Here is a 13,547-nt window from a genome sequence, read left to right as displayed (position 1 = left end):
CCATTGTGAATCCACGCGATTTGGGGCCATTGCATGACCGATATGGGCAATCAGAATTTCGACCAGTTCAATCCGGCAGGCGGGCAGCAACCGCATGCCGCGCCGCCGCCCGCATCGTCGCCCGCTGGGTCCGCCCAGAATGCTCCAGCAGAACCCAGTGACAACGCCCGCATGCCGATTGGCGTAGTGCTTGAAATTGCCGGTTCGGGCTCGCAGATCGCGCTCGATATCGAGCGGCTCAACGAATGCATGGATGACGAGGATCCGTCTATCGCGCTGGCCGGCCAGGTTGGCAGCCAGATCAAGATTCGCGTGGGTGACAGCTGGCTGCTCGCCAGCGTGCGCAACCAGCGCAAGGATCGCCGCGCCAATGGCGGGATTCTGGCCAATATCGATTTCCTGGGCGAAGGGGTTGAAGAAAAGCTGACCGGGCGCTTGCGCGGGTTCCGCCGCGGTGTGACGCGCTATCCGGTTCCCGGAGCGATGATCTACCCGGCCACCACTTCCGACCTCAAGCAGGTCTATGCCAGCGATGGCCGCGCCAATATCGAAATCGGCACGGTATTCCCCACCCGTGATATCCGCGCGGGGCTTTATATCGACGCCATGCTGGGCAAGCACTTCGCGCTGCTCGGATCGACCGGCACCGGTAAATCGACCAGTGCCGCGCTGATCCTGCATCGGATCTGCCAGGCTGCGCCCGATGGTCACATCGTGATGATCGACCCGCATGGCGAATATTCGGCCGCGTTCCGCCAGACCGGGATGATCCTCGACGTTTCCAACCTGCAGATGCCCTATTGGCTGATGAACTTTGAGGAACACTGCGAAGTGTTGCTGACCAGCGGCGGCAACGAACGCCAGGTTGACGCCGATATTCTGGCCAAGTGTCTGCTGCATGCGCGGCAAAAGAACCGGCTTGCCGAACGTCTCGGCAAGATTACCGTCGATTCGCCTATCCCCTACCTGCTGTCGGATCTTTCGACCAAGCTGCAAGACGAAATGGGCAAGCTCGACAAGGCTACTTCTTCCGCGCCCTTCATGCGGATCAAGAGCAAGCTTGACGAGATCAAGGCTGACCCGCGCTACCAGTTCATGTTCTCCGGAATGCTGGTGGGTGACACCATGTCCGAATTCATCGGCAAGGTGTTCCGCATGCCGGGCAACGGCAAGCCGATTTCGATCATCGACGTGTCTGGCGTACCGTCTGACATCACCTCTACGGTGGTGGCTGTGCTCAGCCGCCTGGTGTTCGACTTCGCCATCTGGGGCCGCGATGATCGCACCCGCCCGATCCTGCTGGTGTGCGAAGAGGCGCACCGTTATGTGCCAAACGAGAAGAATGCCGATGGCTCTTCGGTGGGCCGCATTCTTTCGCGGATCGCCAAGGAGGGCCGTAAATACGGCATCTCGCTGGGCCTGATTACACAGCGTCCCTCCGACCTTGCCGAAGGCGTGCTGTCGCAGTGCGGCACGATCATCTCGATGCGCCTCAACAATGATCGCGACCAGGCTTTCGTGCGCGCAGCCATGCCTGAAGGTGCGCGCGGCTTCCTCGATTCGATCCCGGCGCTGCGCAACCGCGAATGCATCGTCTGCGGCGAAGGTGTGGCCATCCCGATCCGCGTGGCCTTTGACAATCTCGAGGAAAACAAGCGGCCTGCCTCCGAAGACCCGAGCTTTGTCGATCTGTGGAACGAAAGCGGCGGCGAAGAAGAGACTGTCCAGCGCGTTGTCCAACGCTGGCGTTCGCAGGGGTGATTTTCATTCCAGGTACCGTCATTGCGAGAAGGCTCGCAGAGCCGACGCGGCAATCCATCATCGAACGCTGAGAGTGGTGCAAAGGCAGATGCTGGATTGCTTCGCCTTCGGCTCGCAATGACGATTTGGCTCACGTTCCGCGCGTATCCCCGTACAAATGGATATGCAGCCGGTCGCTCATGCGGAAGCCGTGCTCAAGGCATAGCTGGCTGAGCCATGCTTCGCGCGCGCGCAGTGTGGCGCTGTCGGTGCCTTCCGCCATCAGGAAGACATGGCCCGGTCGGAAGCGATAGCGGCGCTGCAATTCCAGCACCTCTGCCACATCCTCAGGCGCGGCGATCACAAACTTGAAAAAGGCGCGCGGATCGGCGGCGTAAGCGTCGAGCCGTTCGGGGATCAGCGCCAGCGCGGCGTCGTTGCCTGAATGCGAAATCTTGGGGCTGACGTTGTATTGATCGACACGGATATCGAGCCGTGCGGGCGCTGCAATCGTGCCATTGGTTTCGATTTCGACCGCAATATCGGGCAGATTTTCCAGCATTTGCGCCAGCGCCCCCGCTTGCAACAAAGGTTCGCCGCCCGTGATGACAAGGCGCGATTGGCCCAGCGCGGCAATCCGCGCCGCGACATCGGTCACCTCCAGCGCCACCTGATTTGCCTTGCGCTCGTAGGTTTCGCCGCCGCGATGCGGGCGGTTATCGCCCTCGAAATGCCAGGTATAGGCCGTGTCGCACCAGGTGCAGGCGAGGTTGCAACGCGACAGGCGCACAAAGGCGACCGGCATGCCCGCGCTCGGCCCTTCGCCTTGCAGGCTGGCGAAAATCTCCGGTTCGCCGGGAGCCTGGGTGGCGAGCGTCAGCATGAAATCCTCCCCGTAGCGGGGAGGGGGACCGCCCGAAGGGGGGTGGAGGGGCACATTGTGGGCGCGCGCCCCTCCACCATGCTGCGCATGGTCCCCCTCCCCAATTTGGGGAGGATCATCATCCCAGCCTTGCCAGCGCCGCGCGCAGCCGCTCGGCCTCGGCAGCATGGTGCGCGTGATCGGCGCGGGCCTTCTCGACCGCCTCAGGCTTGGCCTTTTCGACGAATGCGGGGTTGCTTAGCCTGCCTTCGAGCGATTTGGCTTCCTTTTCGGACGCTTCGAGCGCCTTGGTGAGGCGCGCCTTTTCGGCATCGATATCGATCACGCCTTTGAGTGGAATAACGAACACAGCATCAGGCAAGACGATTTGCGCGGCGGGTAGCGGCACTGAACCCGGGAATTCCGGAGTTTCCACCCGCGCCAATTTGCTTATTGTTGAATAGTGTCTTCTAAACCGCCCATCTGACCGTGAGTTTTCGTGTGATGGAATAAGTTCGAGTCGCTTTCCAGGCGGAATACCGAGTTCATTTCGGGCGCTGCGGATTTCTTTGACTAATTCAATGAGCCAAGAAACGTCATCAGTGGCGGCCACATTCACTGAGGCCCGCGGATCGGGCCACTTGGCGAGGATCAGCTCGTAAGGCCGCTGCCCCTGCGCGTGCCACAATTCCTCGGTGATGAAAGGCATGAAGGGGTGCAGCATCACCAGGATCTGGTCGAGCACCCATCCGGCCACAGCGCGGGTTTCGTCCAGATCGTCATTCCGGCGCAGGCCGGAATCCATTTCGCCCTCAGCGCTGTCCTCTCCATGGACCCCGGCCTTCGCCGGGGTGACGAGCGGCTTGATCAGTTCCAGATACCAGTCGCAGAAGGTGTCCCACGCGAAGTGGTAGATCGCGTTCGCGGCCGCATCGAAGCGCAGATCGGCCATCGCCTTGTCGATAGCGCCAAGCGTCTCGACTACCTCGCCCACGATCCACTTGTTGACCGCCAATGTCGCGGGCGGCGCAGCGATGCTGGTCGAGGCACCGATGCCGTTGGCCTGGCAGAAACGCGCCGCGTTCCACAGCTTAGTGGCGAAATTGCGATACCCCTCGACCCGCTTCTCATCCATCTTGATGTCGCGGCCCTGGCTTTCCATCGCCGCCATGAAGAAGCGCAGCGCATCGGCGCCATAGTTGTCGATCAGGCCCAAGGGATCGACCACATTGCCCTTCGATTTGGACATTTTCTGCCCGTCTGGCGCGCGCACCAGCCCGTGCAGATAGAGCCGCGGCCACGGGTTCTGCCCGGTCATCGCCTGCCCCATCATCATCATCCGCGCATCCCAGAAGAACAGGATGTCGAAGCCGGAGATGAGCAGGGAGTTGGGGTAGTGGCGGGACAATAAATCCTCCCCATTCTGGGGAGGATTGGGCCAGCCGAGCGTGGCGAAGGGCCACAGCGCCGATGAGAACCAGGTGTCGAGGACGTCGTCATCGCGGGTGAGGGTGACGCCTGCGCCTGCCTGCGCCTGTGCTTCTTCCTCACTCTCGGCGACGAAAACCGCCCCATCCGGCCCATACCACGCTGGGATCCGGTGCCCCCACCACAGCTGGCGCGAAACGCACCATGGCTGGATGTTCTCCATCCAGTTGAAGAAGGTCTTCTCCCAGCTTTTGGGTACGATCTCGATTTCGCCCGACTTCACGGCTTCGATCGGCTTTTTCGCCAGTTTCTCGGCGTTGACATACCACTGATCGGTTAGCCACGGCTCGATCACCACCCCGCCGCGATCGCCGAATGGCGTGGCAATCGTGCGCGGTTCGGCATCGTGTTCCACACCATCCTTGTCGACATAGGAGATCAGGAAGCCTTCGGCCTTGAGCCGCTCGACCACGGCCTTGCGCGCGTCAAAACGGTCGAGCGACAGCAATTCGCCGGGGATCAGCCCATCAGATGTCTGGCACACGCGCGCCTCGGCATCGAGCATGTTGAGCATGTCCGCGGGCGCAATTCCCGCGCGCTTGCCTACCTCGAAATCGTTGAAATCATGCCCCGGGGTGATCTTGACGCAGCCCGAACCCAGCTCGGGATCGGCGTGCTCGTCGGCCACCACGGGGATGCGGCGCCCGGTGATCGGCAGGACGACATGCTTGCCCACGACCGATTTGTAGCGCGCATCGTCCGGATGCACCGCCACCGCCATATCCGCCAGCATGGTTTCGGGCCGCGTGGTGGCAACCACGAGGTGATCCGCGCCGTCTGCCGTGGTCACGCCGCCCGCCAACGGGTACTTGAAGTGCCAGAAGTGCCCCTGCACATCATGCGTTTCCACCTCAAGGTCCGAAATCGCGGTTTTCAGTTTGGGGTCCCAGTTGACCAGCCGCTTGTCGCGATAGATCAGATCACGATTGTAGAGATCGACGAACACCTTGGTCACCGCGCGAGTGAAATGCGGGTCCATGGTGAATTGTTCGCGGCGCCAGTCCATCGAACAGCCCAGGCGGCGCAGCTGGCGGGTGATGGTGCCGCCAGATTCCTCTTTCCACTCCCACACCTTTGCGATGAATTCCTCGCGCGTGTAATTGGTGCGCTTGTCCTGGCGTTCTTCCAGCTGGCGTTCGACCACCATCTGCGTCGCGATGCCCGCGTGGTCGGTGCCCACCACCCACAGCGCATCCTTGCCGCGCAGCCGCTCGTAACGGATCACCACGTCCTGCAGCGTATTGTCGAGCGCGTGGCCGATATGCAGACTGCCCGTCACATTGGGCGGCGGGTTGACGATGGTGAAGGGCTGCGCATCCGGGCGTGCAGGCCGGAACAGGCCGTTATCCTCCCAATGGGAATACCATTTCGCCTCAATCGCGGCGGGGTCGAAAGTCTTGGGCAGTTGCATAATCGTTCTTTGCTCGCTGACGCTCGTCGGCGGTGCCGGCCCACTCCCCCTCCCAGCCACCCGATATGATGCATGGAAGCTATCGGGTGGCTGGGAGGGGGAGTGGGCTGGAGCCGTTCAAATTTCAATATGCCCTTGCCAATGTTGCGCCTGCGAAGCAACGGCTGATACGCGGCATCGCAACTGCACGCTTGTTATGGCCCGATTTTCCTAGCATAGCTTGGCACCATGAGCGGCGGAGCCGAATTTTCCATCGAGCAGGATGAAGGCGGCAAGGCGAGGCTGGTCCTCTCCGGGCCCTATCTCGTCTCGACAATCGGCGCGATTGACCAGGATCTGCACGCAATCGAAGGTGAGTTCGGCACTATTGACCTGTCGGCGGTGTCGGAGATCGATACAGTCGGTGCCTGGGTGGCGTGCCGGTTGGCGGCACGGCACGGGGCGAAAATCACCGGCGAGAGCGGGCGTGCCAAGCGCCTGCTGGCCGCAGTCGAAACCGCGCGCAGCGAGGCTGACCTCACTCCGCCACGCGTGCCACTGTGGGAATTGATCCCGGAATTGACCGGAGATCTTGTGAGCAAGGGCGGTCAAGGCGTGGTCAATGTGATCGGCTTTCTCGGCCAGGTTCTGATCGCCTGCGGCAGCCTGCTGATCCATCCGCGGCGATTCCGCGTCAAGGCACTGGTGCGCCAGATGGAACTGGTGGGCGTTTCCTCGCTCCCGATCATCGGGTTGATGAGCTTTCTGATCGGCATCGTGATTGCGCAGCAAGGCTCTGTGCAGCTCCAGCAATTCGGCGCCGAGGCGCTCACCGTGAACCTTGTCGGGCGGATCACGCTGCGCGAGCTTGGCGTTCTGATGACGGCGATCATGGTCGCAGGCCGGTCAGGCTCGGCCTTTGCTGCGCAGATCGGTACGATGAAGCTGACCGAAGAGGTCGATGCGATGCGCACGATCGGCATTTCCCCGGTCGAGGCGCTGGTGGTGCCCCGCATCCTCGCCGCGATCATCATGATGCCGCTGCTGGGTTTCTACAGTTCCGTGGTGGCAATCATCGGCGGTGCGGTGGTGGGCGAACTGATGCTGGGCATACCATTCTGGACCTTCCTTATCAGGATCGAGGAAGTGGTGCCGACCTATGATTTGTGGGTCGGGCTGATCAAGGCGCTGCCCTTCGGGCTGATCATTGCGCTGGCGGGCTGCTATCACGGCATGCAGGTGCGCGGAAATTCGGAAGAGGTCGGGCTCAGGACGACCATGGCGGTGGTCTCGGCAATCTTCACGGTGATCGTACTTGACGCCTTCTTCGCGGTGTTCTTCACCGAGATCGGGTGGGGATGAACATGCCGGGACAGAACGCGCCGGACGCACACAAGCGCTTTCGCGGCGAACACCCGATCGTGGTCGAAGGGCTGAAGACAGCCTTTGGCGAGCATGTGGTGCACGACAACCTCTCGCTCTCGGTCAATCGCGGCGAGATCCTGGGCGTGGTGGGAGGATCAGGCTCCGGTAAATCGGTGCTCATGCGCGCGATTATCGGGCTGCAGGCCGCCGCAGAGGGCGAGATTGAGGTGTTTGGCCGTTCGATCGTCAATGCCGAGCCTGACACCTATCTTGGCGTGCGCAGCCGCTGGGGCGTGCTGTTCCAGGGCGGGGCGCTGTTCTCTACCCTCACCGTGGGGGAGAATGTCGAAGTTCCCTTGAAGCAGTTTTATCCCGATATCGAGGATGAGCTGCGCCACGATATCGCGCGCTACAAGGTCATGCTTTCTGGCCTGCCCGAAGATGCGGTGTGCAAGTTCCCGGCGGAACTTTCGGGCGGAATGAAGAAGCGCGCCGGGCTGGCGCGCGCGCTGGCGCTTGATCCTGAACTGTTGTTTCTTGACGAGCCGACTGCAGGGCTTGACCCGATCGGTGCTGCCAAGTTTGACCGGTTGACCAAGGAATTGCAGGAAACGCTGGGCCTCACCGTGTTCCTGATCACGCATGATCTCGATACGCTTTACGAGATCTGCGACCGGGTGGCGGTGATCGCTGACAAGCGGATCATCGCGGTTGGCACGATCCCCGAACTGATCGAAAGCAAGCATCCCTGGATTGACGAATATTTCAACGGGCCACGTGGGCGGGCCGCGCGTGCCAGCAAGCAGCGCGCCGATGGCGCAGCTTAAGCCGATGGACATTTGCGAGACGGGAAGGCCATAAGGGAAGCGTATGGAAACACGGGCCAATCATATCTGGGTCGGCGCAGTCACGCTGCTGCTGCTGGCGGCGCTGGCTGCCTTCATCGTGTGGATCGCGCGGCTGGGCGAGGGGGCGAGCAACGAGTACGATATCCTGTTCCAGCAATCGGTCTCCGGCCTTGCCAAGGGTTCGCAAGTATCCTTCGCCGGTGTGCCGGTAGGGCAGGTGAGCGAAATCGCCTTGTGGCGCAGGGATCCGCAGTACGTTCGCGTGCGGATCAAGGTGAAGGATGATGTACCGGTGCTGGTGGGCATAACCGCCACCATCCAGGCCAGCTTCACCGGGGTTTCCACCGTCATGCTTGATGGCGCGCGCAAGAATGCACCGCCCATCACCTGCGAGACCACCGCTTGCCCGGAAGGTGTTCCGCTGATTCCGCCCGCGCGCGGCGGTTTCAACGAAATTCTAGCCAATGCGCCCCTGCTGCTCGAACGGCTGGCGACCTTGACCGAGCGCCTGAACCAGGTCCTTTCCGACGAGAATCAGGCCGAGATTGCCGCGATTTTGCGCAATACCAATGCGATGACCAAGAGCTTTGCCGACACCGCGCCGCAAGTGAATGCGACGCTGGGCGAGCTGCAGGTCACGCTGACCGAGGCCGCCGAAGCGCTCGATTCCTTCGAGAAGGTGATGGATTCGACCGATCAGGTGATCAATAGTGAGGGGCAATCGCTCGCCAAGGAACTGCGCGGCACGCTCGAATCGCTCAATGTCGCCTCTGCCTCGCTGGCAAGAACGCTGGATGCGGCAGAGCCCGCCGCGCAGCAATTGTCGCAAACCACGATTCCTGCCGCAGAGGCTGCCATGCGCGATCTTGAGGCGACCAGCCGGGCGCTGCGCAAGGTTACCGAAAAGCTCGAAAGCCAGGGCGTAGGGTCTCTGCTGAAGGGCGAGACGCTACCGGATTACAAGCCATGAGGAATGCCATGACAAAAGCGCGTGCGATGCCTGTCTGCGCCAACCGATCCGCTGTGTGGCTGCGTGCAGGGCTTGCGGCATCGCTGCTCGCCCTGGGCGGCTGTGTCAGCCTGGGCGGGGCGGAACCGCCCGCCACTCTGCTTACGCTGACGCCTGAGCTGTCGGCGCCTGCGGGGAGTTCGCTGGATGTGGCGCGCGGTGATACGATCGCGCTTCATGAGCCAACCGTTCCTGCCGAGATCGATGTGCTGCGCGTGCCGGTGCAGATCAGCGATTCGAGTCTCGCCTATCTCACGAATGCGGTGTGGGTCGAGCGTCCCGCGCAATTGTTCCGCAGCCTTCTGGCCGAAACGATCCGGGTGCGCAGCGAAAAGGTGGTGCTGCCCGGCGGCGATCCGGCGGCGCGGGGAGGCGTGCAGCTGCGCGGCCATCTCGACACTTTCGGCTATGATTCATCGCGCTCGGCTGTGGTGGTGCGCTTTGATGCGACCTTGCTGGGCGCCGACGGCAGCGTTCGCCAGCAGCGTTTCGAAGCGGTGGAGGAAGGTATCCTTGCCGAAGCCGGGCCGGTTGGCGCTGCGCTCAACCGCGCCGCCAACGACGTTGCCCGCCAGGTGGCCGACTGGGTCAGCTGAATCGGGTCAGGCGCGCGCCAGGCGCGCAAATTCCGCCGCGGCGAGGAACGCTTCCTGCCGCTGGGCACGGCGCTCTTCAGCCTCGTGATCGCGCCCCCACAGATCGGCCTGCCACTCTTCCTCCAGGCTCGCCGCGCGCCACAGGCTGGCCGGATCGGCCCCGTCCTCCAGCGCCAGCAGCGCGATGCACAGCGATGTAGAGAGCGAGGCCATGGTCTGAAGCGCGGCCAGTGTGAAATGGTCATGGCTGGCCAGCCGTTGGCGCAGCCGCGCCAGCGTTTGGCTCGGCTGGGCGCGGTGAATGATCCCGCTGACGCGCGTAAAGCTGATCCCATCGCGCGATTCGATGGCCGCGAGCAGCGGTTCCCATACTTCCTGCTGGCGGACAAACAGCGGCTCGTCAGGGTCGGCGCGATAGCACAGCGTATCGCTCTCGGCGAAGCGGATCAGTGTGGCGATGGTTGCGGTGGGATCGGGCTGCACCAGGTCGATCGCGAAATCGGCCATGTCCCGCATCACGAAGCGTGCGGGATCGATTTCCTCACCCTGATCGGCCCATTCGCGCGCCAGCGCCTCGGCCAGCGCGCGCGTGGGCACGACTTGTGGGCTGCCCATTATGGTCTTGATGCCGCGACCGTCCAGCCGGACCTGCCAGCCGTGATCGATATCGCCAACATCCACCGTGTCGTAAAAGCGCTTCATCGATCTCCACTGCGCCAGTTCTTGGCGAGCATCGGAGGCAGGAAGAAGAATTCGGCCGTGCCGATGATCGCCAGCACCCATCCGACCGGCGCGGGCAGGGCGATTGTTCCGCTCGCAATGGCAATCCCCAACAGCACCAGCGCCAGCCCGCCCAGCCGCGCGAGGTTGAGCAGCATGAAGCGCCGCTTCGCCTGCGTTTCATCCGCCTGGTTCACAAAAGCGCCTCCAGATCCGCCGGGCGCTCGGCGATATTCTCTGCCCCGGCCTCGCGCAATTCCTCTGGCGTGTGATAGCCCCAGGCCACGCCCAGCGCCCGCACGCCGGCATCGCGCGCCATTACAATGTCGAAACTGGTATCGCCGATCATCACCGCCGCTTGGGGGGGGACGCCAGCCTCAAGCAAGGCAGCATCGAGCATGTCGGTATGCGGCTTTGAAGGGTGCCGGTCCGATGTCTGGAGCGATGAGAACAGGCCGGTGAGCCCGTGCTGCGCAAGGCAGGCCTGGAGCCCGCGTTCGCTCTTGCCGGTGGCCACGGCCAGCACCCAGCCCGAATCGGCCAGGCGGTGCAGCAGTTCGCGGATCCCGTCATACAGCGGCTCGTGGATCATTCCCTCCTGCCGGCGTGCGAAGAAACCTTGCTTGTAGGCCTGCACCAGATGCGCATTGAGCGCGTCGTCCAGATCAGGGGCTAGCCTGCGGATCGCGACTGGCAGGCTGAGGCCGACCGAGCGGCGCACTTCGTTGCGGTCGGGCGCGGGCAGGCCAGCTTCGATGAAGGCCTGCTCCATCGTGTCGCAGACATGCGCTTGCCCGTCGACCAGCGTGCCGTCGCAATCGAACACGGCGAGGCGATGGGTCATTTGCGCCGACCTTTCACCGGCCCCTTTGGCTTGCCCTTGCCTGGTTCCGCCACGCCGCGCGCGCGGCGCGGGCTGCGCTGGCTCTTGCGATATTGCTTGGCATGGGCGCGGGCGGCCTGCTTCTTCTCGGCGCGGGTCTTTTCCGTGATATCCGCGCGCAGCGAGGCGGCATCGCTTAGCCGTTGATCGAAGCCGAGCTGTTCCATGCTTGCAGCGAAATGTTCAGGCAGATCGGCGGTAACGTCGAGCGTCCCCCCACCGGGCTCGCCGATCACCAGCCGCCGCGCGTGCAGGTGCATCTTGCGGCTGATGCTGCCGGTGAGGAAGGCCTCCTGCCCGCCATATTTGCCGTCGCCTACGATCGGATGGCCGATCGCCTCCAGATGCACGCGCAGCTGGTGGGTGCGCCCGGTCAGCGGTTCCAGCTCGACCCACGCAGCGCGCTTGCCCGCGGTGTCGACCACGCGGTAGCGGGTCTTGGCCGTTTGGCCATTTTCCTGGTCGACATGCATCTTCTCGCCGCCGGTGCCCGGCTGCTTGGCCAGCGGCGCATCGATCGTGCCTTCCTTCACATCGGGCACACCAACCACCAGCGCCCAGTAAATCTTGCGCGCGCTGCGGCCAGAAAAACGCTTGGAGAAACTCGCTGCACTGCCTGGCGTGCGCGCGATCAGCAGGACGCCGGATGTATCCTTGTCGAGCCGGTGGACGAGGCGGGGTCGGGGGGCATCCCCCTCAACGAAGGCATCGAGCAGCCCGTCGACATGCTTGTGGGTCTTGCTGCCGCCCTGGGTCGCAAGGCCCGGCGGCTTGTTGAGCACGATCGCGCTCTTCGTTTCCGCGATCACCATCGCCTTGGCCTCGGCGATCTCCTCGGCTGACAATTCGCGCTTTGGCCTGGGCTTGCGGCCGGTTTCCTCGCCGCCCGGCGGAACGCGCAGCACTTGCCCGGCGCTGAGCCGGTCATCGGGCTTGACCCTTTTGCCATCGACGCGCAGCTGCCCGGTACGCGCCCATTTCGATACCGTGCCAAAGCCGATCTGCGGCAAATTGCGCTTGAACCAGCGATCAAGCCGCACGCCATCGTCATCGGCCTCGACGGTAAACTGGCGGACTTCGGCCGAGGTGCCCTGCTCGCTCATCCCGCCACCCGCATCACGATAAGGCCGAGATACAGCCCGACGAGCCCCGCCAGCACCGAAACGCCGGCATAGGTGAGGGCGGTTGCAGACTGTCCGCGTTCGATGAGCAGCATCAGCTCGAGGCTGAAGGCGCTGAAAGTGGTGAACCCGCCCAGCAGGCCCACGCCCAGCAGCAGCCGCATCTGCTCGCTGCTCATCAAGCTGCCACTGGCATTGCCGTGCCGCGCCAGCCACCCGGCGAGCAGGCCCATTGCCATGCTGCCGATCACATTGGCCGCCAGCGTAGCCCAGGGAAAGGTGGTGATGACGTTATGGCCGAGCCAATAGGTCATCCCGCGCCCCAGTTGGTAGCGCAGCAGTGCACCGATTCCGCCGCCAATGGCAACGTTGAGGCTGGCGCTAAGTGGAGAGAGGCTTGCAGACATTGCGGCCCTCCTTAACGGGCCTTGCGCGCGCTGCATAGCGGGGCTTTTCTGCGCTGGGCATCCGGCAAAGCCTTGCCAAAAGCGAATGATTTGGCTAGTGCGCGCCTCGATAGAGCCGACCGCCGTGCGGATTCGGCAGTTTTTCGTTGAATTTCAAGTGGGGCAACCCGCGCGCATGCGGGCTCTGTTTCATTGCTGTGAGGTGTAGGAATTTATGCAAATCATCGTTCGCGATAACAATGTCGACCAGGCCCTGCGCGCGCTCAAGAAGAAGCTGCAGCGCGAGGGGGTGTATCGCGAAATGAAACTGCGCCGCCACTATGAAAAGCCAAGCGAAAAGCGCGCCCGTGAAAAGGCCGCTGCCGTGCGCCGTGCACGCAAGCTTGAGCGCAAGCGGATGGAGCGCGACGGCGTCAAGTAAGCCGCGTGTTCAAGCTTTCACGCTTGAACAGATACATGCGATAAGCCATCAGGGCGCGGAAACCGATTCCGCGCCCTTTTGCATTCCCGCGCACAGACAGGACCCTATCCATGAGCGAAGTCACCCGCGTTCCCATCCAGCCGATCGAAAAAGGCTCGCTCACCAAGCTGTGGCTGGGGGTGATCGTCGCCATCCTGCTCGGCGCGGGGATCGCGTGGTCTGCAGCCCCGGCGGGAATAACGCTGAAAGAACTGGCGGCTGGCACGGGGGAGAGCCCGGCCGATGGCGATGTTGCCTTCGTCAAATACAAGGGCATGCTGGATGACGGCACGGTATTTGACCAGGCCGATTCGTCTCCCTTCCCTCCGGGCGTATTCCCTGACGGCATTCCCATGCTGATCCAGCCGGGCCAGATGGTGGAAGGCTTTTACCAGGGGCTCAAGCAGATGGAAAAGGGCGGCAAGTATCGCCTGAATATCCCGGCCAAGCTCGCCTATGGCGATGCACCCCCGCCACAATCGGAAATCCCGCCGGGCGCCGACCTGACATTCGAAGTCGAACTGGTCGATTTCATGAGCCAGGAAGATGCCGAACGACGTTTCATGATCATGCAGCAGATGATGCAGGGCCCCGGTGCTGGAAATGGCGAGCCGGGTGCGGAAGGACCGCCGCAACCCTGATCCGCCTGCAAGGTCGC

At 62.9% G+C, this 13,547-nt stretch carries 14 protein-coding genes; 7 read left to right on the top strand and 7 right to left on the bottom strand.

The genetic code is table 11. The features are described 5' to 3' along the window. The first annotated feature begins 33 nt into the window (after positions 1-33). Positions 34-1,761, top strand: coding sequence for an ATP-binding protein (locus ACX3VQ_RS03785; RefSeq protein WP_462579615.1), 1,728 nt, complete (start codon positions 34-36; stop codon positions 1,759-1,761). A gap of 130 nt (positions 1,762-1,891) precedes the next feature. Here the strand turns inward: ACX3VQ_RS03785 and ACX3VQ_RS03780 are convergent, their stop codons facing one another. Further along, positions 1,892-2,623: a 7-carboxy-7-deazaguanine synthase QueE gene (locus tag ACX3VQ_RS03780; RefSeq protein WP_462579614.1), complete on the bottom strand. Its 732-nt coding sequence runs from the start codon at positions 2,621-2,623 to the stop codon at positions 1,892-1,894. Between the two features lie 118 nt (positions 2,624-2,741). Next, positions 2,742-5,501 carry a valine--tRNA ligase gene (locus tag ACX3VQ_RS03775; protein WP_462579612.1) on the bottom strand — a complete coding sequence of 920 codons (2,760 nt, stop codon included), beginning with the start codon at positions 5,499-5,501 and terminating at the stop codon, positions 2,742-2,744. A gap of 228 nt (positions 5,502-5,729) precedes the next feature. Here ACX3VQ_RS03775 and ACX3VQ_RS03770 point away from each other — a divergent pair, with 228 nt between their 5' ends. From ACX3VQ_RS03770 to ACX3VQ_RS03755, 4 genes are read left to right on the top strand one after another with little or no spacing between them, the layout of a single operon-like run. Continuing rightward, the gene (locus ACX3VQ_RS03770; protein WP_462579611.1) at positions 5,730-6,842 is read left to right on the top strand and encodes an MlaE family ABC transporter permease; all 1,113 of its coding nucleotides are present in this window, start codon (positions 5,730-5,732) and stop codon (positions 6,840-6,842) included. 2 nt (positions 6,843-6,844) lie between these two features. Then, positions 6,845-7,672 carry an ABC transporter ATP-binding protein gene (locus ACX3VQ_RS03765; protein WP_462579609.1) on the top strand — a complete coding sequence of 276 codons (828 nt, stop codon included), beginning with the start codon at positions 6,845-6,847 and terminating at the stop codon, positions 7,670-7,672. Positions 7,673-7,715: 43 nt separating this feature from the next. Continuing rightward, entirely contained in the window at positions 7,716-8,663 is a 948-nt protein-coding gene (locus ACX3VQ_RS03760) for an MlaD family protein (RefSeq protein WP_462579608.1), read from the top strand. 8 nt (positions 8,664-8,671) lie between these two features. Next, complete coding sequence (locus tag ACX3VQ_RS03755) at positions 8,672-9,298, top strand: ABC-type transport auxiliary lipoprotein family protein (RefSeq protein ID WP_462571462.1); 627 nt, start codon at positions 8,672-8,674, stop codon at positions 9,296-9,298. Between the two features lie 6 nt (positions 9,299-9,304). Here ACX3VQ_RS03755 and ACX3VQ_RS03750 read toward each other — a convergent pair whose 3' ends face one another. Genes ACX3VQ_RS03750 through crcB form a run of 5 tightly spaced genes read right to left on the bottom strand, consistent with a single transcriptional unit; the run spans position 9,305 to position 12,429 of the window. Next, on the bottom strand, positions 9,305-10,000 hold the full coding sequence (locus ACX3VQ_RS03750; protein WP_462579606.1) for an ATP12 family chaperone protein: 696 nt from the start codon (positions 9,998-10,000) through the stop codon (positions 9,305-9,307). Continuing rightward, entirely contained in the window at positions 9,997-10,215 is a 219-nt protein-coding gene (locus tag ACX3VQ_RS03745; RefSeq protein ID WP_462571464.1) for a hypothetical protein, read from the bottom strand. The genes ACX3VQ_RS03750 and ACX3VQ_RS03745 overlap by 4 nt, the downstream gene beginning before the upstream one ends. After that, positions 10,212-10,862 (bottom strand): HAD-IA family hydrolase, encoded by a 651-nt coding sequence (locus tag ACX3VQ_RS03740; RefSeq protein ID WP_462579605.1) that lies wholly within the window; start codon positions 10,860-10,862, stop codon positions 10,212-10,214. The genes ACX3VQ_RS03745 and ACX3VQ_RS03740 overlap by 4 nt, the downstream gene beginning before the upstream one ends. Further along, on the bottom strand, positions 10,859-12,004 hold the full coding sequence (locus tag ACX3VQ_RS03735; protein WP_462579604.1) for an RluA family pseudouridine synthase: 1,146 nt from the start codon (positions 12,002-12,004) through the stop codon (positions 10,859-10,861). The genes ACX3VQ_RS03740 and ACX3VQ_RS03735 overlap by 4 nt, the downstream gene beginning before the upstream one ends. Continuing rightward, positions 12,001-12,429 carry a fluoride efflux transporter CrcB gene (crcB, locus tag ACX3VQ_RS03730; protein WP_462579603.1) on the bottom strand — a complete coding sequence of 143 codons (429 nt, stop codon included), beginning with the start codon at positions 12,427-12,429 and terminating at the stop codon, positions 12,001-12,003. Before crcB ends, ACX3VQ_RS03735 begins: the two co-directional genes overlap by 4 nt. A gap of 214 nt (positions 12,430-12,643) precedes the next feature. On the opposite strand from crcB, the gene rpsU reads away from it, so the two are divergent. Both rpsU and ACX3VQ_RS03720 read left to right on the top strand, forming a co-directional pair. Further along, positions 12,644-12,850, top strand: a complete 207-nt coding sequence (rpsU, locus tag ACX3VQ_RS03725; RefSeq protein WP_066772550.1) for a 30S ribosomal protein S21 — start codon at positions 12,644-12,646, stop codon at positions 12,848-12,850. Positions 12,851-12,960: 110 nt separating this feature from the next. Further along, positions 12,961-13,530, top strand: a complete 570-nt coding sequence (locus ACX3VQ_RS03720) for an FKBP-type peptidyl-prolyl cis-trans isomerase (RefSeq protein WP_462571469.1) — start codon at positions 12,961-12,963, stop codon at positions 13,528-13,530. Positions 13,531-13,547 lie beyond the last annotated feature (17 nt).

The organism is Altererythrobacter chaiwopuensis (genome assembly GCF_054957735.1).
The sequence above is the reverse complement of the archived record's forward strand: the minus strand, read 5'-3'. Positions and strand labels throughout refer to the sequence as shown.

Excerpts from the sequence above, each read along its gene's own strand:
- ACX3VQ_RS03755 (WP_462571462.1), top strand. The coding sequence starts at position 8,672 with ATGACAAAAGCGCGTGCGATGCCTGTCTGCGCCAACCGATCCGCTGTG.
- ACX3VQ_RS03720 (WP_462571469.1), top strand. The coding sequence starts at position 12,961 with ATGAGCGAAGTCACCCGCGTTCCCATCCAGCCGATCGAAAAAGGCTCG.
- ACX3VQ_RS03760 (WP_462579608.1), top strand. The coding sequence starts at position 7,716 with ATGGAAACACGGGCCAATCATATCTGGGTCGGCGCAGTCACGCTGCTG.
- crcB (WP_462579603.1), bottom strand. The coding sequence starts at position 12,429 with ATGTCTGCAAGCCTCTCTCCACTTAGCGCCAGCCTCAACGTTGCCATT.
- ACX3VQ_RS03740 (WP_462579605.1), bottom strand. The coding sequence starts at position 10,862 with ATGACCCATCGCCTCGCCGTGTTCGATTGCGACGGCACGCTGGTCGAC.
- ACX3VQ_RS03750 (WP_462579606.1), bottom strand. The coding sequence starts at position 10,000 with ATGAAGCGCTTTTACGACACGGTGGATGTTGGCGATATCGATCACGGC.
- ACX3VQ_RS03775 (WP_462579612.1), bottom strand. The coding sequence starts at position 5,501 with ATGCAACTGCCCAAGACTTTCGACCCCGCCGCGATTGAGGCGAAATGG.
- rpsU (WP_066772550.1), top strand. The coding sequence starts at position 12,644 with ATGCAAATCATCGTTCGCGATAACAATGTCGACCAGGCCCTGCGCGCG.
- ACX3VQ_RS03735 (WP_462579604.1), bottom strand. The coding sequence starts at position 12,004 with ATGAGCGAGCAGGGCACCTCGGCCGAAGTCCGCCAGTTTACCGTCGAG.
- ACX3VQ_RS03785 (WP_462579615.1), top strand. The coding sequence starts at position 34 with ATGACCGATATGGGCAATCAGAATTTCGACCAGTTCAATCCGGCAGGC.
- ACX3VQ_RS03770 (WP_462579611.1), top strand. The coding sequence starts at position 5,730 with ATGAGCGGCGGAGCCGAATTTTCCATCGAGCAGGATGAAGGCGGCAAG.
- ACX3VQ_RS03780 (WP_462579614.1), bottom strand. The coding sequence starts at position 2,623 with ATGCTGACGCTCGCCACCCAGGCTCCCGGCGAACCGGAGATTTTCGCC.
- ACX3VQ_RS03765 (WP_462579609.1), top strand. The coding sequence starts at position 6,845 with ATGCCGGGACAGAACGCGCCGGACGCACACAAGCGCTTTCGCGGCGAA.